The organism is Tenacibaculum sp. 190524A05c, from assembly GCF_964036595.1.
Lineage (GTDB): Bacteria > Bacteroidota > Bacteroidia > Flavobacteriales > Flavobacteriaceae > Polaribacter > Polaribacter platacis.
Window position 1 is genome coordinate 2,830,542 of the sequence record NZ_OZ038523.1, and the last position, 18,639, is coordinate 2,849,180.

16 protein-coding genes are annotated in these 18,639 nt (G+C 32.1%); 12 read left to right on the plus strand and 4 right to left on the minus strand.

Annotated features, from left to right (window positions below):
- Positions 1–293: 293 nt before the first annotated feature.
- Positions 294–1,175, plus strand: a complete 882-nt coding sequence (locus tag ABNT61_RS12360) for a thioredoxin family protein (RefSeq protein WP_348743449.1) — start codon at positions 294–296, stop codon at positions 1,173–1,175.
- Positions 1,176–1,191: 16 nt separating this feature from the next.
- Positions 1,192–1,578 carry a DUF1573 domain-containing protein gene (locus tag ABNT61_RS12365; RefSeq protein ID WP_348743450.1) on the plus strand — a complete coding sequence of 129 codons (387 nt, stop codon included), beginning with the start codon at positions 1,192–1,194 and terminating at the stop codon, positions 1,576–1,578.
- Positions 1,579–1,657: 79 nt separating this feature from the next.
- Here the strand turns inward: ABNT61_RS12365 and ABNT61_RS12370 are convergent, their stop codons facing one another.
- From ABNT61_RS12370 to ABNT61_RS12385, 4 genes are all read right to left on the minus strand, one after another.
- On the minus strand, positions 1,658–2,404 hold the full coding sequence (locus tag ABNT61_RS12370; protein ID WP_348743451.1) for a succinate dehydrogenase/fumarate reductase iron-sulfur subunit: 747 nt from the start codon (positions 2,402–2,404) through the stop codon (positions 1,658–1,660).
- Between the two features lie 10 nt (positions 2,405–2,414).
- Entirely contained in the window at positions 2,415–4,430 is a 2,016-nt protein-coding gene (locus ABNT61_RS12375; RefSeq protein WP_348743452.1) for a fumarate reductase/succinate dehydrogenase flavoprotein subunit, read from the minus strand.
- Positions 4,431–4,442: 12 nt separating this feature from the next.
- Entirely contained in the window at positions 4,443–5,117 is a 675-nt protein-coding gene (locus tag ABNT61_RS12380; protein ID WP_348710668.1) for a succinate dehydrogenase cytochrome b subunit, read from the minus strand.
- Positions 5,118–5,366: 249 nt separating this feature from the next.
- The gene (locus ABNT61_RS12385; RefSeq protein WP_348743453.1) at positions 5,367–6,164 is read right to left on the minus strand and encodes a LexA family transcriptional regulator; all 798 of its coding nucleotides are present in this window, start codon (positions 6,162–6,164) and stop codon (positions 5,367–5,369) included.
- Between the two features lie 389 nt (positions 6,165–6,553).
- On the opposite strand from ABNT61_RS12385, the gene ABNT61_RS12390 reads away from it, so the two are divergent.
- From ABNT61_RS12390 to ABNT61_RS12435, 10 genes are all read left to right on the plus strand, one after another.
- On the plus strand, positions 6,554–10,183 hold the full coding sequence (locus ABNT61_RS12390; RefSeq protein WP_348743454.1) for a hypothetical protein: 3,630 nt from the start codon (positions 6,554–6,556) through the stop codon (positions 10,181–10,183).
- Positions 10,184–10,352: 169 nt separating this feature from the next.
- Complete coding sequence (locus ABNT61_RS12395; protein ID WP_348743455.1) at positions 10,353–12,917, plus strand: YwqJ-related putative deaminase; 2,565 nt, start codon at positions 10,353–10,355, stop codon at positions 12,915–12,917.
- A 2-nt stretch (positions 12,918–12,919) separates the two neighbouring features.
- On the plus strand, positions 12,920–13,399 hold the full coding sequence (locus tag ABNT61_RS12400) for an SUKH-3 domain-containing protein (RefSeq protein WP_348743456.1): 480 nt from the start codon (positions 12,920–12,922) through the stop codon (positions 13,397–13,399).
- Positions 13,400–13,882: 483 nt separating this feature from the next.
- The gene (locus tag ABNT61_RS12405) at positions 13,883–14,404 is read left to right on the plus strand and encodes a hypothetical protein (RefSeq protein WP_348743457.1); all 522 of its coding nucleotides are present in this window, start codon (positions 13,883–13,885) and stop codon (positions 14,402–14,404) included.
- Between the two features lie 13 nt (positions 14,405–14,417).
- Positions 14,418–15,092: a hypothetical protein gene (locus tag ABNT61_RS12410; RefSeq protein WP_348743458.1), complete on the plus strand. Its 675-nt coding sequence runs from the start codon at positions 14,418–14,420 to the stop codon at positions 15,090–15,092.
- 28 nt (positions 15,093–15,120) lie between these two features.
- On the plus strand, positions 15,121–15,792 hold the full coding sequence (locus ABNT61_RS12415) for a hypothetical protein (RefSeq protein ID WP_348743459.1): 672 nt from the start codon (positions 15,121–15,123) through the stop codon (positions 15,790–15,792).
- Between the two features lie 254 nt (positions 15,793–16,046).
- Positions 16,047–16,478, plus strand: a complete 432-nt coding sequence (locus ABNT61_RS12420; RefSeq protein WP_348743460.1) for a TIGR02594 family protein — start codon at positions 16,047–16,049, stop codon at positions 16,476–16,478.
- Positions 16,471–16,890, plus strand: coding sequence for a phage holin family protein (locus ABNT61_RS12425; protein WP_348710655.1), 420 nt, complete (start codon positions 16,471–16,473; stop codon positions 16,888–16,890). The genes ABNT61_RS12420 and ABNT61_RS12425 overlap by 8 nt, the downstream gene beginning before the upstream one ends.
- A gap of 127 nt (positions 16,891–17,017) precedes the next feature.
- On the plus strand, positions 17,018–17,863 hold the full coding sequence (locus ABNT61_RS12430; RefSeq protein WP_348743461.1) for a helix-turn-helix domain-containing protein: 846 nt from the start codon (positions 17,018–17,020) through the stop codon (positions 17,861–17,863).
- Between the two features lie 116 nt (positions 17,864–17,979).
- Positions 17,980–18,213: a hypothetical protein gene (locus tag ABNT61_RS12435; protein WP_348723383.1), complete on the plus strand. Its 234-nt coding sequence runs from the start codon at positions 17,980–17,982 to the stop codon at positions 18,211–18,213.
- Positions 18,214–18,639: the final 426 nt, after the last annotated feature.

Below are 18,639 nucleotides of genomic sequence, written 5' to 3' on the forward strand. Positions count from 1 at the left end.
CAATAATATTCTGAAAACACAAAAAGTGATATAAAAACAAAAAGCAACCAAAATAAAAGGTGTACTAATATTTGCGTGATATGTTTTTTGAATAATTCCATTTCTGTTGTTGAAAATACATAATTAATAGGTTTTAAGCTTTTATAGCGGTATAAAATACATAAAGAACTATACCAACTGCATTTGGTATAGGCAACTATGTCGTTTGTACTTCGTTGTTTGTGTTACAGCAAGTTATTTTTTCTTGGAGTGTCTTACTGGTTAATTTCGAGGAACTTAAAAACTATAGCCACATGAAAAGAACATTATGGATTCTCGTACTCTTTATACTGAGTCTTACACTTCAGTCACAAATCAATCAAGTTGTCGTCGATGAGAAAGGAAATAAAATGTTGTTGGGAGAAACAAATCGAGAAGCGTTCAAGGTTTCGGATTTTAAATGGTTTGATCAAAATCATAAGAAATATCTGACGAATGATAAGATTATAAAAGAACTTAAAAAGGATCTAAATGGATATGAGATAAAAGTATTTTTTGGCTCGTGGTGTGGAGACAGTAAACGTAACTTACCAGTATTTTATAAAGTTATAGAGGAGGCAGAGTTACCGAAAGAGAATTTAAAAGTGTATGCTTTGGATAGGAAAAAAGAAGCATACAAGCAATCTCCAAATAAAGATGAAAAGGGATTAAATATTCATCGGGTACCAACATTTATTATTTATAAAGATGGGAAAGAGGTTAACAGAATTGTTGAATACCCAAAGGAAACTTTTGAAAGAGACCTTTTGAAAATAGTAAAAGGTGAGCGCTATTATCCTAATTATAGAGGAGTTCAAGTTCTAGATAATTTATTGATAAATGCTAAAGACAGTCTTCAATTTATGGAGGAACAATTAATCCGTTATCTACCAGAAGTAACTGAAGGAACTAAAGAGTTAAATACTTACGGTTTTGTAAAGCTTAGAAACAAAGAATTTGATAAAGCTGAGTTTGCTTTCAAACTAAACACTAAGATGTATCCAAAGAATTATGTTACCTATAGTAGTCTAGGAACATTGTATTACGAACAGAAAAAATATAAAGAGGCTTTACAGCAAATGTATAAAGCATTAAGTTTAAATCCTGACGAAAAAAGAATAAAAGAAATGATTACCAAGATCAATGAAAGTTTATAATTTAAAATCACATATTATGAGAGTACGTATTACCTTATTCATATTACTTTTTACTGGAGTAGTAACAAGTTATGCACAAGAATTCAAATTCGAAAAAGAAACAATTAATTATGGTAAAGTAGCACAAGGGTCTGAAGGAATTCGAGTTTTTGAATTTACAAATATTGGAGATGCACCATTAATTATAAAGCATATCAAATCTTCATGTGGATGTGCAGTTCCGCAAAAACCAGAAAAGCCAATTATGCCAGGAGAAAAAGGTCAGATTTCAGTATCGTATGATACAAAAAGACCAGGAGGTTTCTCAAAAGCAATTACGATTTTCTCCAATGCTAAAAGAGAAAGGTTAAGCTTAAAAATTAAAGGATTTGTAAACAGAAATACACCGAAAGAAAAAGTGTAGAATGTAGTTTTTGGAGGGTTATAAAAAGAAAAAAGCTCGGATAACTTCCGAGCTTTTTTGATGTATATAGAATAAATTTTTATCCTTTTAAACTTGCTTTTAAGAATTCAGTATTCATACGAGCAATGTTTTCTAAAGAAATTCCTTTAGGACATTCTACCTCACATGCACCTGTGTTAGTACAGTTACCAAATCCTTCTTCGTCCATTTGCTTAACCATGTTCAATACACGATCAGCCGCTTCAACTTGTCCTTGTGGTAATAAGGCAAATTGAGAAACTTTAGCAGATACGTATAACATTGCAGATGAATTCTTACAAGTTGCCACACATGCTCCACATCCAATACAAGTAGCTGCATCAAAGGCTTTGTCTGCATTCTCTTTATTAATTGGGATAGCATTTGCATCTTGTGTATTACCAGAAGTGTTTACAGAAACAAATCCTCCGGCATGTTGAACTCTATCAAAAGCAGATCTATCAACTACTAAGTCTTTAATTACTGGGAATGCTTTAGCTCTAAATGGTTCGATATAAATTGTATCACCATCTTTAAACTTACGCATGTGTAATTGGCAAGTAGTTACACCTCTATCTGGACCATGTGCTTCACCATTAATATATAAAGAACACATTCCACAAATTCCTTCACGACAATCATGATCAAAAGCTACAGGCTCATCACCACTTTCGATTAATTGTGTATTTAAAACATCTAACATTTCAAGGAAAGACATATCTGGCGATACATCATTGATTTTATAATCAACCATTTTTCCTTTATCGCTTGCGTTCTTTTGACGCCAAATTTTTAACGTTAAATTCATAATTCTTTCCTTATTTGTATGAACGTTGTTTTAATTCAATATCGTTAAACTCTAACTGCTCTTTATGTAAAATTGCATCTTTAGGCTCTCCTTTGTATTCCCAAGCAGCAGCATAAGCAAACTCCTTATCGTTACGTAAAGCTTCACCTTTTTGCGGTCCATCTAACTCAACAGATTCTTCACGGAAGTGACCTCCACAAGATTCAGTTCTGTTTAAAGCATCCTTAGCGAATAATTCTCCTAATTCTAAGAAGTCAGCAACACGTCCTGCTTTAGCTAATTCTTCATTGAATTCGTTAGCCCCACCTGGAACTCTAACGTCATTATAGAATTCAGCTCTTAAAGCAGCAATTTCTGCAATTGCTTCTTTTAATCCTTTCTCATTACGAGACATTCCAACTTTGTTCCACATGATTTTTCCTAAACGTTTGTGGAAATAATCAACTGATTTTGTTCCGTTATTATTAACGAACTTATCAATAGTTGCACGAACGCTCTTTTCAGCTTCTTCGAATTCTGGAGTTTCAGTTGAAATAGGTCCAGTACGAATATCATCTGCTAAATAATCACCAATTGTATATGGTAATACAAAGTAACCATCAGCTAATCCTTGCATTAAAGCAGAAGCTCCTAAACGGTTCGCTCCGTGATCAGAGAAGTTTGCTTCTCCAATTGCATATAATCCAGGAACAGTAGTCATTAAATTGTAATCAACCCAAATTCCTCCCATTGTATAGTGTACCGCTGGGTAAATCATCATTGGAGTTTCGTATGGATTCTCATCAACAATCTTCTCATACATTTGGAATAAGTTTCCGTACTTATTCTTTACAACTTCCTGACCTAATTTTTTAACTAAAGCAGCATCGTTTACATTTAAACCTTTTATTGTAGCTTGCTCTTTTCCGTAACGTTCAATTGCTGAAGCGAAATCTAAATAAACAGCTTCACCAGTTGCGTTAACTCCGAAACCAGCATCACAACGTTCCTTAGCAGCACGAGATGCAACATCACGTGGAACTAAGTTACCAAATGCAGGGTAACGACGCTCTAAGTAGTAATCTCTATTTTCTTCTGCAATTTGTGTAGGTTTTAAACTTCCTTCACGAATTGCTTTTACATCTTCCATTTTCTTTGGAACCCAAATACGACCATCATTACGTAATGACTCTGACATTAACGTTAATTTAGATTGATGATCTCCAGATACTGGAATACAAGTTGGGTGAATTTGCGTGTAACATGGATTTGCAAAGAATGCTCCTTTCTTGTGAGCTTTCCAAGCTGCCGTTACATTACTTCCCATTGCATTAGTTGATAAGAAGAATACGTTTCCGTAACCTCCAGTTCCTAATACAACAGCATGAGCAGAATGACGCTCAATTTCTCCAGTAACTAAGTTACGAGCAATAATTCCACGAGCTTTACCATCAACAATTACAACGTCTAACATTTCGTGACGGTTGTACATTTTGATTTTTCCACGACCGATTTGACGGTTCATCGCAGAATACGCTCCTAATAATAATTGCTGTCCTGTTTGTCCTTTTGCGTAGAAAGTTCTTGATACTAATACTCCACCAAAAGAACGGTTATCTAATAATCCACCATAGTCACGTGCAAAAGGTACACCTTGAGCAACACATTGGTCGATAATATTTGCAGATACTTCAGCTAAACGATATACATTTGCTTCACGAGAACGGTAATCTCCACCTTTTACAGTATCATAGAATAATCTGTATGTAGAGTCACCATCTCCTTGATAGTTTTTTGCAGCGTTAATTCCTCCTTGTGCAGCAATTGAGTGCGCACGACGCGGAGAATCTTGAAAACAAAACGCTTTTACATTATATCCTAACTCAGCTAACGTAGCAGCGGCAGATCCTCCTGCTAAACCTGTACCCACAACAATTACATCAATTAAACGCTTGTTTGCTGGGTTAACTAAGTTGATTTTATTTTTATGATTAGTCCATTTATCAGCAATTGGACCTTTTGGAATTTTTGAATCTAAAGTTGCCATACTTAAATTGTATTAATGGTGATTGAAATGGTGAAATAAAGCAATGATGATAAAACCTAGTGGTAAACCAATTGCATAAATTTTACTAAACGTTTTCAATCCTTTAGTATATTTATTGTTTGCCCCTACTGATTGAAAAGCAGAGTTAAATCCGTGTAATAAGTGTAATGCTAAGAAAACAAAACCTAAACAGTATAAAGCTACACGCCAAATAGGTACAAACTTCTCTTGTAATTCGTGGAAATATCTGAATTCACCGTTGTGCATTCCAGATAAATCTCCTTGAATGTACTTTGTGTTCATTTCTGGAATCCAGAAATCGATAAAGTGAATCACTAAGAAAATTAAAATAAATAATCCGCTGTAAATCATGTTTCTACTCATCCAAGTAGAGTTTGCAGCTCCGTTATTTTTAGCATACTTAACTGTACGTGCACTTTTGTTTTTGATCTCTAGAACAAATCCCATTGCAAAGTGAAATATTACACCAAATATTAATACTGGTTGTAATAAATACTGAACAGCCCAGAAAGTACCCATAAAGTGAGAAGCTTCGTTAAAAGCATCTGCGCTGAATACTGATAAGATGTTAATTGCAAAGTGTTGTAATAAGAAAACCATAAGAAAGAGTGCTGAAAGTGCCATTGCAAACTTTCTTCCGATAGAAGATTTAAGTAATCCGCTCATTATTTTGAATGTTGGTTATAAATAATTACAAGCAAAGTTACGACCTATGGGGAATTTGAACAAGTATTAGAGTTCGTTTTGTTAAATATTTAGAATCGGTATAAATAGAGTGTTTGATATTAATCAATCAATACAGTATTGTCAGTTTTTTACACTAAAATGAAGTTTTTTGTTGAAAATTCATCATGATTCTCTAAAATCAATGAATATTATTTAATGAAAACCAAATCAATATATTAAGAAAAACTGTTATTTCTCCTTCGTTACTTGCTCTTTAAGAATAGTAATTTGACTCTCTAAATCGTGAAGTCTATCATAAACATCAATTGGTTCTGGCATTTGTTTAGATGCATACATAGTTACATACCATACTTCCATAACTTCATCAGCATTTATAGTATAAGTAGGGTAATTCCCGTCTTTATTATCACTTTTTAAAATTAATTTTCCTCTTTCTCTAATTCTATTAATCACGCGCTTTAAAACAATACCATCATTTTTACTAACAATTACATAAACTCGTCCATCTTTTACATCGTATAAATTTTCTACATACTGACCAAAAACCAAATCGCCATCAAAGAAAGTACGGACCATAGAGTTTCCTTGCACTTCAAAACATCTAAAAGATCCATGTCGTAAATGAGGCATATGGAATGAGGGTAAATTTTGAATATATTCTGTATCTCCGTAACCAGTTAGGTAACCAGCTCGAGCTTGGGTTGGAACAAACACAATATTTTCTTCACCAGAAGTATTTGTTGCTACAACTTGCGGTGTACCTGTATAGTTGCTATTTGGTAGATCTTCACGAAGCATTACTTGGCTCTTGCCAAATAAATAGTCAGGATTTATATTGAATTCATTGATGATTGCGGTTAAAACATCATAACCAGGTTTTGTTTTCTTTCTGGATCCATCTGATTGTGGTCTACCGTTCACAATACTATCTACAGTAGTACCAGTTACACCAATTCTTTTAGAGAATGATAAGTTGTTTAACTTGTGATAATCTCTAATGTTTTTGATTTTTTCTGATATATCCATTTTTCCAATTTTTTTTAACAAAAAACATTACAAAAAACTTGTATTTTCTGTAAAATGTTTGTATTTTTGCCCTGTATTTGATTACAAAGATACATAAAATCTTTAAAAATCAAACATTTGTGTTATTTTTAATGACTTTAGGAGCTTTAATCTGATTTATTCTTCACCACTGTAAAGCTTCTGTCAAATACAAATTCGCTATAACTTATTGAATTACATTCTTATTAGTGTATAAAGCTGTTAGGAAAGCAAAAAGGACAGTATGCTCTTTTAGGAGTTAATTTATTAAAGAAAAAAAGAAAATGGAAAAAAAACCGATCAAATCAAACCTTTTTAGGTTTGTAACATTGCGTAGCCCACAATTGCTTAATGAGAAAAACAAAAACTTCATGTTTGTCTCTTATCCAGAAGGAAAAGAAAATGAGAGTTTAGCAATGGTTGCTGGTAAATTAGATGCCGCTTCTAGTGGAGAAAAAATGGAAAATTTAAAGAAGGCTCATGACACTGGATTTACTCCTGTTGAGAAGAGATATGATTTTAAAGACTCCAAAAACTCTTTGTATTATCCGTTTAGTAAAATTTATGGGTTTTCTAATTGGTTAATGCGTAATAAGTCTAGTTTATCATATGTGAGTATAAAAATGAACCTTGCTGGAGCGCAAAGTTTATCTTCAGCAAATGAAATTCTTATTTGGGAAAACCTTTTTTATCAAACTATTCAAAAAGAATCTAATTCAGTTCGTGAAGCTTTAATTCAGATTTTAATTGCTAATAAGTTTTTAAAAGCTTTCGAAGATCTTGATGCTAGTTTTGGTGGGTTAGTATATAAAACTGAAGGAACTGTTCCGGTTACTACTAAAGAGGGGGTTAATTTAGATGATGGTAGAGAATCTCCAGCTATTGGTGAGGCTTACGTTTTTACATCAGAAGAGGAGAAAGAGTTTACATATTTAGCTAGTGCTAGCGTAATAATTCCTCAAGATGTTTTGTTATCAGCAAAAAATGATTCAGTTCCGTCAAAAGAAATCTCATTACCTACAAGAGCAAAAGAATATTTAAGTGCAATTGAAAAAGTAGATAAGGCTGAAGTTAGATTGGGTGAGTATGAAACAGCTTTGAAGGAAATTGAAAGAGCTGAATTGGTTTATACGAAAGATCAAGAAAAGAAACTTCAAGAAGCAATAGATGCTTATGAGAAGAAGATTGAAGAAGTTAGGGCTAATACATCGCCTACAATTGTTAAAGAAAAAGACCTTGTAACAGGAGAGTTAATTGATGTTGAGACTTATCCAGAATTAGATGATGTAAAAGTTGATTTTGTAAAAGCGCCAGAGTTAGAGTTTTCAAGCAATTCTAGTTCAGATATGTTAGCAAGATCTATTAGTACGAATACTGTATCAATTACTTCGCAGTTGTCACCAGAAACTCAAGGTTTACTAAATAGTACTGAGTTTGATATTTACGATTCTTTTGCGGAAGTTAAAGATTCTTTAATTGATAAAATCAAGGATGAGCAACAGGTCATTTCTGATAATTCTATTGATTCTACTAGTAGTTTAAATATTGGTGGTGAAAATATTTTAATCAATGCAGCAAATCAAATTCCGGCAAATACGTTTTCAGGATATGTAGATAGTAACAGATTAGGGAGTTCTTCTGTGGTTTTAATGTTTAAGGTGGATAATGCAGAAAACCTTTCAGTTACAAAAGCTACATACGCTATTACGAATAGTGATAACGATAATGTTATTTTCTCAGGTACAACTTTTGAAAATCTACTTGGATTTAATAATACTCTTTTAAGAGTAAGGTTGTTTCCAGAGCAAATAAGATTGGCAACTACAACTTACAAAATGAACGGTGAGATAACTCTTAGTAATGGTAAGGTTATAACATTTTCAAATGAACGTCATATTACTATTTATTTTGATGATGGAATTTTAGAGTCTAGAGGAATTGGTGGAGTTTATCAATTTAAAGGAGATGATGTTATCGATAATCCAGTTAGTCAATCAGGGGTTTTTGGTGTTACTCAACTAGGAATTGCAGATTTCAGACGTGTAGAACAAGAGGTGTGTTGTTATGTTCCGGGTGAGGTTTCTCATATTGAGAATATTATGGCTCGTGAATACAAAGAGCGTTCAACTCGAAATTTAAGAGTTTCTGATGTTACTACAGAGACAACTACAGAAAGAGAAGTTGAGAATTTAACGGATACAACAACTACAGAAAGAAACGAATTACAAAGTGAAACCTCTTCAATTGTTAATGAAGATACTGCTACAAGTTTTGGAGCAAATGCTAGTGTGAGTGGTGGTTTTGGAGGTGTTAATTTCGCTGCAGGAACTAACTTTAATACATCTTCAAGCAGTTCTGTTTCAAATTCTAATTTACAAGCACAATCATATGCTCAGGAAGTGACAGAAAGAGCATTGGAAAGAGTTGTTGAAAAAATCAGTACGAAGCGAACTTCTAGAATCTTAAAAGAATACGAAGAGAATAATACTCATGGGTTTGATAATAGAAAAGGTGATGAACATGTAACAGGAGTGTATCGTTGGGTTGATGTAATTTATAAGAATAACTTAGTAAATTATGGGAAGCGATTAATGTATGAATTTGCTATTCCAGAGCCGGCCAAGTTTTATATTGATGCCTATTTAAGTGATAAAAAAAGTAATGATCAAGATAGTTCAGGGTTGGTTTTACCGAAAAAACCAATTCACCCAGATGATCTAGTTTTACCAGGTTTATCTTCAGGTTTAAAAAGTGCTTCTCAATTAACAAATACAAATTATCAAAGAGTTGCTTCAATGTATAATGCGGAAGTTGATGCTTTTCCTGACAGAACCATTTATGTTTCAAAAAGTTATAGTAAAGATGATCATGCTATAAATGATGGAAGATTCTCTCACTCGGGACATGATGAAATGAGAATTCCTGAAGGGTACGAACTAGTGTATGTAAATGGTATGTTTACAGCAAGACAAGGAAATCATTCAGGAACTTATAGAAGAAATGGTGACGTCGTTATTGGTGGTAAGAGATTCAATTTTTATAGAGTTGATTACAAAGCAATAAGTACAAGTTTTTATAACGAAGGCATTAGAGATTCGTTAAGTTTTTCAGTTTCATCATGGGATGTAGGATCTTATGCTTATAACCTTAAAGGAAGATGTGTTTTAACTAAAGAAGCTGAAACAAAATGGCAAAACAAAACATATAGAGCAATAATTGATGCTTATAATATTCGTTTACAAGAATATAATGATTCTCTAGGAAATCGAGTTTTCGAAGAAACTCAAGATGAAAAAGAAAAAGAATTTAGTTCTCAGTTAAATCGTAGTATCGAAAAGAGAGAATTAAAAAGGGTTGCAATTCATTTAATGACTAGTGCGTTCGAAAATGGATTAACAGTAAGTAAAAACCATTATACTCAAGGAAATGCAACAACATTATCTAAGTCAACAGGATTAGATGATCATGCTGCTGTTGTAAAATTCTTCGAGCAGGTTTTTGATTGGGAGATTATGGCATATACATTCTATCCATATTTCTATAAGAGTGAAGATAATTGGAGTGAAAGTTTTGATTATTTAGATGGAAATGATCCCATTTTTAAAGCTTTCTTACAAAGTGGAATGGCAAGATCTGTAGTTCCTGTAAGGCCAGGTTTTGAAGACGCTGTAAACTGGTTCATGAATACAGGTGAGATTTGGAACGGCCAAGGTATTGTAACAGATACAGAAGATGATTTATATCTTTCTGTTGCAGAAGAAATGCAAGTGATTGAGGGTGAGGTTGAAGGAACTTGGGAAACTCGTGTTCCAACTGCTTTAACTGTTTTACAAGCTGAATCGGTTGTTTTAGAAGAAGGAGGATTGCCTTGTAATGATGATTGCAATGACAATAATACTCTTAAACCTTCAGATACAATTATTGGAGAGGAAGATTCAGGCACTACGAATCCCGAAGGTGTTAGTTTTGATGTTGTTGGAGAATCTAATGATGTAAGATAAGGTTATAAAAATGCTATGCTAACGTAAATGTTTAGATTGTATATCCAGAGCAGTAAACCTACTGCTCTGGTTTATCTATAATCGCTTTATGTTTTTAGAATAGAGCCTACTACAAATTCATGTTTTATTATTAACAAGGTTAGTTCTAAACCTAAAAAAACAAAATGCTATGTACGCACATGAATATGGCTTGAGAAACTTTAAGCACAAATCCAATTTTGAAAACCTGGTGGTGTTTTCAGATTCTCAACAAAATTTATTAGAAGAAACGGCATTACCAAGTGCCAATATATATTTAGAGATAGAAGAAGGGGTTAGAGAAGATAATAAATGGTTTGTTCATTTTAATAGTCGTCTTTCGGGAGAGTACGGAGACTTTTTTTTACAGAATAGAGATCCGTATGGAGAAATTGAATCTCTTCAATATTTAGTAGAGGAAGAAAATTATGAAATCGTTAAAGATAGAATATTGTTATCTTCAAATGGACGGATACCTTTTTATAAAATCAATGATCGGTTTTATATTAAGCTAAGTGAAGCTATTGATCTGGAGGAGGTTGTAATCACTGCAGATATTGAATCTGGTCCTCAGCCTAAAGCTCAAGAGGTTGTTAGTATCGAGTTAGAATCCTTCGTAACATTACTTATTTCAGATAATGGAGCAAAGCTAGAAAGGGCATATCAAAGAATAACTAATGTTAACGCTCATGAGGTGGTTATTTTGATAGAGACGGATGAAGGGACAAATGCCTTTGGAACAGTTTTTAGAATTCGTAAAGGAAAGAATGTAAAAACATTACCGGAAGTTGATAGGGTTTCGATAGCGAAAGTGGCAAGAGCTTTTGGTGTGGAGATAACAACAAATGATTTGTCTACTATGATAAAAGAAGAATTAGTAGACGATGATAGTACATTTTATATTTCTATCACTAGAGCTTTATCTTTTACAGGAGGAGTGGTTCGTTGGGCTTCTGATGGAGTGTTTTCAACAGTTTCAGAAGAGTTAAAAAACATAAGTAAAGAAATAAATGATTTAAAACTCGGAGATTCATATTGGAAAACGGAAGTCGACGGAAAGGAAAATCCAAAATTTGATCCTTTGTTGCCTAAGCTTAAAAATGATGAAGAAGGAATAGATACAGAAGCTTTTGTGAAAAGTATTTATAAAACCTATATCCAACCATTAACAGAAAAAGCAACTGAAGCATCAAAGGCAGTTTTAAAAAGTAAATTTGTTAGAAAGTTAATTCCATTCAATGTTGATAAGATTATTCAAGTATTGGATAAAATACCTGAGTTACTTCAAGACTTCTTCGATGGAATTGTAGAGAGTTTTGTTGATCTCTATTATTTTATTAACGGATTGTTGGTTGGGTTAATCAATAGTATTATTGATTTTATAAAATCACTTTTCGATATATTAGCAATGTTATTCGATTTAATAAATGGAATAATACAAAGCACCAAGTTCTTTGAAAGTCCTGGTTCTTATTTAAGTCTGTTTGCAGAAAATTTTGAGAACATTATAGATACGTTTGCAAACGTATTTACATTTGAGAACCTTAAAAAGTTTACCAGTCTTTTAATCTCGTTACCTAAGTTAGGATATAAGGCAATTGTAAACATAATTAATAATCCTATTGATGTTAATATAGACCCTGGAGCAATAGGTTATTATTTAGGATTTATTGTTGGTTTTATTGCTTCTGAGGTAGTAACATTTTTCGCTACTGGAGGAACAGGGAATGTCGCAAAAGCATTAAAAGCTGTATTGCAATCCTATAAAGCAATTGCAACAATTCCAGCTAAAGTTGCTGCCGGAACTGCAAAAATAGCAGGTAAAGCATTTAGTTTTGGAGTAGATACATTTGTAAGGCTCATAGATGTGATCGTGGAATTTTCTAAAAATATTCCAAAACACCTTGAGACGCTAAAAGGATTGTTAGATGAGTTTGTTGAAAGTTTAGGAAAGATAACAAGAACTTTTTCGAATGATGTGTATAGTCTTTTTGATAAGTTGGGAGTAACGGTTAAAAAGGTTTCTCAACCATTATTCCTTGCAACTGGAACGCCGATTCCTATTGGAGATAATTTGTATGCGCTTTTAAAAGATGGAAAAGAGATTTTTAGAGGAACTAAAAAACAAATTGAGGAATTAAGTAAAGTTCTTGAAAAGTTAAATGATAAGTCTAGAGAGAAAATAATTTCCAGAATTCTTGAAAGGTCAAGAAGTGTATTAAAGCTTTCTAGGAATGGATTAGCCAAGCTGGATAGTTTTGTTGATGAGGCCTTACAAATACCTAAAGAAAAAAGAACTGGAGCAGCGGCTGTTCTGGAAGGAACTATTAATGGTAAGCTCGAAGTATTAGTGAACTACACATCCAAAGGACTAAATAAGTCTCAAATCAGAGGTAGAAGACATAAGTTAGTTGATGACTGGTTGGAGGTTATCGCTAAAAGAGATTATCCTCATTTGTTTCAAAGACGAAACCATGGAAGATGCGCGGAACCAATTAATATATCCGAGTGGCTCTTTAAGGCGGAAAAATCTTTAGGAATTAAAAAAAATGGTATGACAATTGATCAAGCAAGGGTTGTTTTTGCAGATGTGGTTTCTAAGGCAAAATCTATCGAAAATACAGGTGTGGATAAATTATCTCACGGTTTACATAAGAATGCTTGTAGGACTTGTAATCCTTTATTGGATTATTTTAATATTAAAGAAGTTATTTAATTATGAAGTTTAAAAAAGAAGTAGAGGAATTATTTAAGAAGAGTGGATGGTTTGAAGGGAGAAATGTTGAGGATGTTTTTAGTAAAATTCCAAGATTTAATGAATATCCTGAGTTTTTGAAGGATTTTTTATTTGAATATGGAGATTTAAAAGTTGAAACATTTAAGCATAATCCTGAAGATGTAACAGCTCATTTGGATTTAACTGTATTGCCTAATCGTAGATACAAATTGAGTGAGTTTTTGGATGTTCCAAGGAAAAATTTCGGAAAAGATCTATTTACTTTTCCAATAGGTTATTATCATTTAGATGTTTCCTTGTTGCAATGTGATAAGGATGGTAAAGTGTATATGATTGGAGATTTTCCAACTCTAGTTTCAGATGACTTTAAAACAGGAATAGAGAAGGTTATTATGGAAGATTACAGTGACACCAAAGAATGGCATCCCGATGTAAAGGAGTGGAAAAAGGAGCAATATTAAATTTTTAAAACCGCCTATCAAAAAGGCGGTTTTTTTTATTTATTAAAATAAAACATTTTACAAAAAAAACAAAAACAAATGTTTGTTTTTGTTTGTATAAACTGTAAAATGTTTGTATATTTGTATTGCTTTTCTAATAGTTTTATAATTATTAATAAAAATTGTTATGCAGAAAAAAAGCGTTTGATTAAACCCATTTCGGTAAAAGAAAAAGAACGTAAAAAGAATCAAACCTATTTTCCTTGTCTGCTAACATCGAAATTACCGTATTTGAAATTGGTGAGTTCATTAAGGTAATCCTAATTTTTACTGAGATCGATCTAATAAAATGATTTGATTTTCAACTCTCAGAATAAAAAGTAACAAACTCAAAAGTTTTTGTAGCGAAAATAAACACAATGAATTAGTATGAATTATGTGGAGATATAAGTACTAGTATTCCTAGAAAGTAAAGGATTTCACATTAATTAAAAGTAAACACCTATGAAGAGAAATAAAGAAGTTTTGAAGGAGTTTTTTGAAACTGGAGATAAACCAACTCAAAGTCAGTATGCTGACTTAATAGACAGTTTGGCTCATGTAGATGAATTGGTAAAGGTAAACACAGCTTCGTTAAGAGGTAATGGAAAACCATTTACGGTTGAAGTTGAAGATTGGGTCAAAGATCATTTTGGTAAAATGCTATTTTATGAAGATAGTATTGGTTCAGAACTGTATTATTATGATTACGGATCGAGTAGTTGGAGTTTAACAAATAACATTTACAGCGTAAATGGTAGAGCGGGAAATGTTGTTATAGATGGAAGTAATTTATACATTACAAATCCGAAGAATAAAGAAAAAGAAACACTTGATAAATATCTAGACTACTTGTTTTCAAAAAGAGTTGACAACATTGATATTGAGGATGGATATTTAAAACTTACAACAGATACCAATCCAAGGAAAATTGTAGCACAGATTTCTTTGAAAGCTTTAAAATTGGCTTTGGAGCGTATTGTTTAAAAACAAAAGTTATATGAAAAAAAGTAAAGAAGTATTAAAAACCTATTTCGAAACAGGAGATAAACCAACGGAGCAACAGTATGGCGATTTAATTGATAGTTATGTTGACAGTAAGCAAGATGTTGGAGAATCAAATAGAAGATTTGTTATAGATGAAAATGGAGAAGTTTCAGTTGCATCTGGAATTGAGTTTACTCAATCTGACTGGAACCAAACGGATAACTCAAAACCAGATTTTATTAAGAATAAACCAGGTTTAAGCAGTGGATTACCAAAAGATTTTTACGAAGAAGGTGCTTGGACACCAGAAGCAAGATTTAACAATACTAAATTAGATACCACAGTATCTGTTGGAACGTATACGAGAATTGGAAACATCGTTCATTTTAGATTTTACCTTCAAAATATTGATGGCCAGTTCAACAACATTACACTTCCGTTCGATGCGGTTACATCAGATATTAATATTGTTCATGCAGAAGAAATTTTTGAACAAGTAGGCGGAAGTGGAGGAAACATTTATGACTTTACAGAGCCTAGGGAATTAATAATTGCGGTTAATAAACTAAGAATTAAAAACATGGTTACTAATATGTTTTTAAATATTGCTGTATCGGGAAATAAGACAGATTTGCAAATTTCAGGAACATTTAAAACAAATGTTTATGGAGCTTCAGCTGTTTCATAGAAAGAGAATAAAGTAAAAATTAAATAAAATGAAAAAAAGTAAAGAAGAATTAAAAGGTTATTTTGAAACTGGAGACAAACCAACCCAAGATCAATATGCGGATTTAATAGATAGTTTTGTAGATGCGAAACAAATAGAAGGAGAAGAAAATAGAAGATTTGTTATTGATAAAAATGGAGATGTTGGTGTTGCTCAAGAAAAATCAATTCCAGAGTATACATTATCAGGAATAACAAACAATAAGATTTCTTTGTTAAAAGATGGTGTTGTTGTTAAAGACATCGATGTGACTCAATTCGCAGGAGATAATGTAGTAGGAAAAAGGTTATATTCAGCAACTTACCGTCCTAATTTTCATGATTTAGTAATTAATAAAACTACTAATGAGGTTGTGGAAGATATGTATACAGATTGGCAAGATGTACCTTTAAATGAAGGGTACTCTGCATCTTTTCTTAGAGCTAAGATCGAAGGGAAATTTTTAGTAATACATGGTTTTAATGTTTCTGGAAATTCCGAAGATGGAGTGATCACATCAAGTTTACCATATGTTGTGCAAGCAACACAGTTTTTTAGAGGTGGTGGAACCGCGGGTATGCAGGATTATATGGTTAGAGGTAATTCAAAGAGTTTAAGGAGTATTGGTAAACTGGCAGGTTTTAACGAATTTTTTGCTGCTCTTATGGTTCAGACAAATTAATATAACAAATGTTTTGTAAACCACTAAAAAGTGGTTTTTTAATTAAAAAATATAAAACATAATACAAAAATAATTGCATTAAATTGTAATATGTTGTATATTTGTATTCCATTGAATAGTTAAATAAAATATTAACCTTCATGTTAAGTGGAAACATAAAAGCTTAGATTAACCTCATTTCGGTAAAGAAAAAATAAAATAAAAGAATCTAATAGCAAAGATGTTCTGTCTGCTAACGCTTAAATAAAATGTTTATGAATAATTTAATAACAGTAGCGTTATCGCAATACGGAGTAAAAGAAGTAAAAGGATCAAAAGATCATCCTCAAATTATTAATTACTTTACTTCTATGGGTTTTGATAAAACCAAATATAATGAGGATACAGCTTGGTGTGGTGCATTTGCGAACTGGGTGGCTAATAAAGCAGGCTATGAATGTTCAAATAGATTAACAGCGCGAAGTTGGTTGTCAGTTGGAAACTCAACAAGCTCTCCTGAGGTAGGAGACGTAGTTGTTTTATGGAGAGATAATCCTGAAAGTTGGAAAGGACATGTTGGTTTTTTAGTTAAAGAATCAAAGCGTTATGTATACTTGTTGGGTGGTAATCAGGGAAATAGTGTGAGTATAAAAGCATATCCTAAAAATAGAGTTTTAGATTATAGAAAATTAAGTAAAAATGGATAGATTAATGCATTTCATTTTTTGGTTGCTGGCTATGCTATCACCTTTAAATGGAGTGTTAACCACCATCATGTTTCTTATTGTAGTTGATTTTATTACTGGAGCTTATGCTGCATTAAAAGTGGGAATTTCTTTGAAAAGTGAGAAGATAGGAAATACGATATCTAAATTTTTTATTTATAACCTAGTTATTATTTCTGCTTATTTCTTAGAAAAACATATAGTTAATGAAGTCCCGTTTTTGAAAATTATAGCTGGTTTTATAGCAATTACCGAGATAAAATCAATATTAGAAAATTACAATAGAATATATGGCGTTAATCCGTTTAAAGCATTAAAAGAGTTTTTAAATTATCATGGATTCCGTGAAACCTTAAAACCATTGAATGAAAAAGAAAAAAAAGAAAAAGTGTAGCTTCTAAAGATTAAGAAGCTTTGATAAAAACACGGATGAATTCATCCGTGTTTTTTATTTTTAGTCAAAGAAAGTTCACCTGTCAGTAATTATAATTTTTACGACCAATTCCTAAATGAATCAAACTATGGCTATCCAAGATATAAAGACTTATAACTTTAAAGACGTTTTTTCATTACAACTCGTTGAATTTGAAAAAGCTTGTGTAGTAAATAAACCTACTCAAATTGACGATTATAAAATCTTTTGGATTAAAGAGGGAGAAGGAACGTATAATATTGATTTTAAAAGTTATTCTTTCAATGGAAGCGTTTTGTTTTTTCTATCGCCAGGTCAAATCTTCACTGTAGATTCTGAGAAAATTAAGGAGGCCTATCAACTAAGTTTTACTAGAGATTTTTATTGTATTCAAACACATGATACTGAAATTGCTTGTAATGGTGTTTTATTTAATAATGTTTATGAAACTCCATTTGTAATACCAACAGAAAAAGACATCAGAAAATTAGATTTTATCTTAGAGAATTTGGTAGAAGAATTTGATTTAGATGAAACAGCACAATATGATATGTTGCAATCTTTTTTAAAACAATTTATAATCTATTCTGTTCGTATTAAAAAAGAGCGTTCGGTTATAAAAGAGGATAACGAAACCAAACTATTCAAGGATTTTAGTTTATTGGTTGAACAAAACTTTAAAAAACTTCATAGTGTTACTGATTATGCGAATCGATTGGCGGTTTCTCCAAAATCATTATCAAAGCATTTTCAAAAAATTGGCTCTGAAACGCCTAGTGATTTTATAAAAAATAGAATTGTAACAGAGGCAAAGAGACAGTTATTGTATTCATCTGAAGCGATTAAACATATCGCTTTCGATTTAGGCTTTAATGATCCAGCCTATTTCTCTCGCTTTTTCACTAAGGCAACAGGGTTTTCTCCAGCACAGTTTAAGAAAAAGCAACAAGCTTAGAAGAAGGTTGTTTGGTTAGATGAACTCCTGTTGCGGATATCTACTTAATTAATTGCGGAAATCCCTTATCCTTTTTTTTAATGTTGAGTTATTTTAGAAACTTAAAAATTCAAATAATGATAAGAAACATCAAAAATTTAGGATCTGTTTTAAACAGAAAAGATCAAAAGAAGATAACTGGTGGATGCGGAAGCATTTACGAAAGATGCGAGCCTTGGGATGATGAAGGAGGTAGTCCTATAACTATTTGCCGTTATCAATATGGAACTAACACCTATCATTATATAACTCATTATTCTTGTGATAGTAATGTATGCTATGGTGGTGAACTAGTTAGTTCTACATGCTAAAAAACTAAAAACTAGAGCTTTTAAGCTCTAGTTTTCTCTTTCTTATATATCTATACATTTCGTAAACCTTATTTTTATCTTTCCCGGAAATACAAGTGTATATGATTTACTCACTTGAGTTTTTCTCTTAATAATTGGCTGAATTTTACAGATTTATAATTTATCATTATCTTTTGGGTGATGAAAATCATATAAGCAAATCGGTAATTAATGATAAATGATCAGTATTGATTTAATTACCATGTTACATTTTCTTGTTGTTTTAGTCACTCCAATCTTTCCAATAAAACAATAAAGAAAAGGAACAATCTAAATGAATCCCTAACGGGGTTCATTTTTTTATCATAAATATTTCAGTAGATAATTTTCACTTTTAATTTTCTTGTAGTAACAATTGAACTCCTCTTTGAACTTAAGTATAGTATT

Bases quoted from the DNA above. Each gene is read 5' to 3' on its own strand.
- ABNT61_RS12380 (WP_348710668.1), bottom strand. From the start codon at position 5,117: ATGAGCGGATTACTTAAATCTTCTATCGGAAGAAAGTTTGCAATGGCA.
- ABNT61_RS12370 (WP_348743451.1), bottom strand. From the start codon at position 2,404: ATGAATTTAACGTTAAAAATTTGGCGTCAAAAGAACGCAAGCGATAAA.
- ABNT61_RS12415 (WP_348743459.1), top strand. From the start codon at position 15,121: ATGAAAAAAAGTAAAGAAGAATTAAAAGGTTATTTTGAAACTGGAGAC.
- ABNT61_RS12425 (WP_348710655.1), top strand. From the start codon at position 16,471: ATGGATAGATTAATGCATTTCATTTTTTGGTTGCTGGCTATGCTATCA.
- ABNT61_RS12430 (WP_348743461.1), top strand. From the start codon at position 17,018: ATGGCTATCCAAGATATAAAGACTTATAACTTTAAAGACGTTTTTTCA.
- ABNT61_RS12360 (WP_348743449.1), top strand. From the start codon at position 294: ATGAAAAGAACATTATGGATTCTCGTACTCTTTATACTGAGTCTTACA.
- ABNT61_RS12365 (WP_348743450.1), top strand. From the start codon at position 1,192: ATGAGAGTACGTATTACCTTATTCATATTACTTTTTACTGGAGTAGTA.
- ABNT61_RS12375 (WP_348743452.1), bottom strand. From the start codon at position 4,430: ATGGCAACTTTAGATTCAAAAATTCCAAAAGGTCCAATTGCTGATAAA.
- ABNT61_RS12385 (WP_348743453.1), bottom strand. From the start codon at position 6,164: ATGGATATATCAGAAAAAATCAAAAACATTAGAGATTATCACAAGTTA.
- ABNT61_RS12395 (WP_348743455.1), top strand. From the start codon at position 10,353: ATGTACGCACATGAATATGGCTTGAGAAACTTTAAGCACAAATCCAAT.
- ABNT61_RS12405 (WP_348743457.1), top strand. From the start codon at position 13,883: ATGAAGAGAAATAAAGAAGTTTTGAAGGAGTTTTTTGAAACTGGAGAT.
- ABNT61_RS12400 (WP_348743456.1), top strand. From the start codon at position 12,920: ATGAAGTTTAAAAAAGAAGTAGAGGAATTATTTAAGAAGAGTGGATGG.
- ABNT61_RS12410 (WP_348743458.1), top strand. From the start codon at position 14,418: ATGAAAAAAAGTAAAGAAGTATTAAAAACCTATTTCGAAACAGGAGAT.
- ABNT61_RS12390 (WP_348743454.1), top strand. From the start codon at position 6,554: ATGTTTGTCTCTTATCCAGAAGGAAAAGAAAATGAGAGTTTAGCAATG.
- ABNT61_RS12420 (WP_348743460.1), top strand. From the start codon at position 16,047: ATGAATAATTTAATAACAGTAGCGTTATCGCAATACGGAGTAAAAGAA.
- ABNT61_RS12435 (WP_348723383.1), top strand. From the start codon at position 17,980: ATGATAAGAAACATCAAAAATTTAGGATCTGTTTTAAACAGAAAAGAT.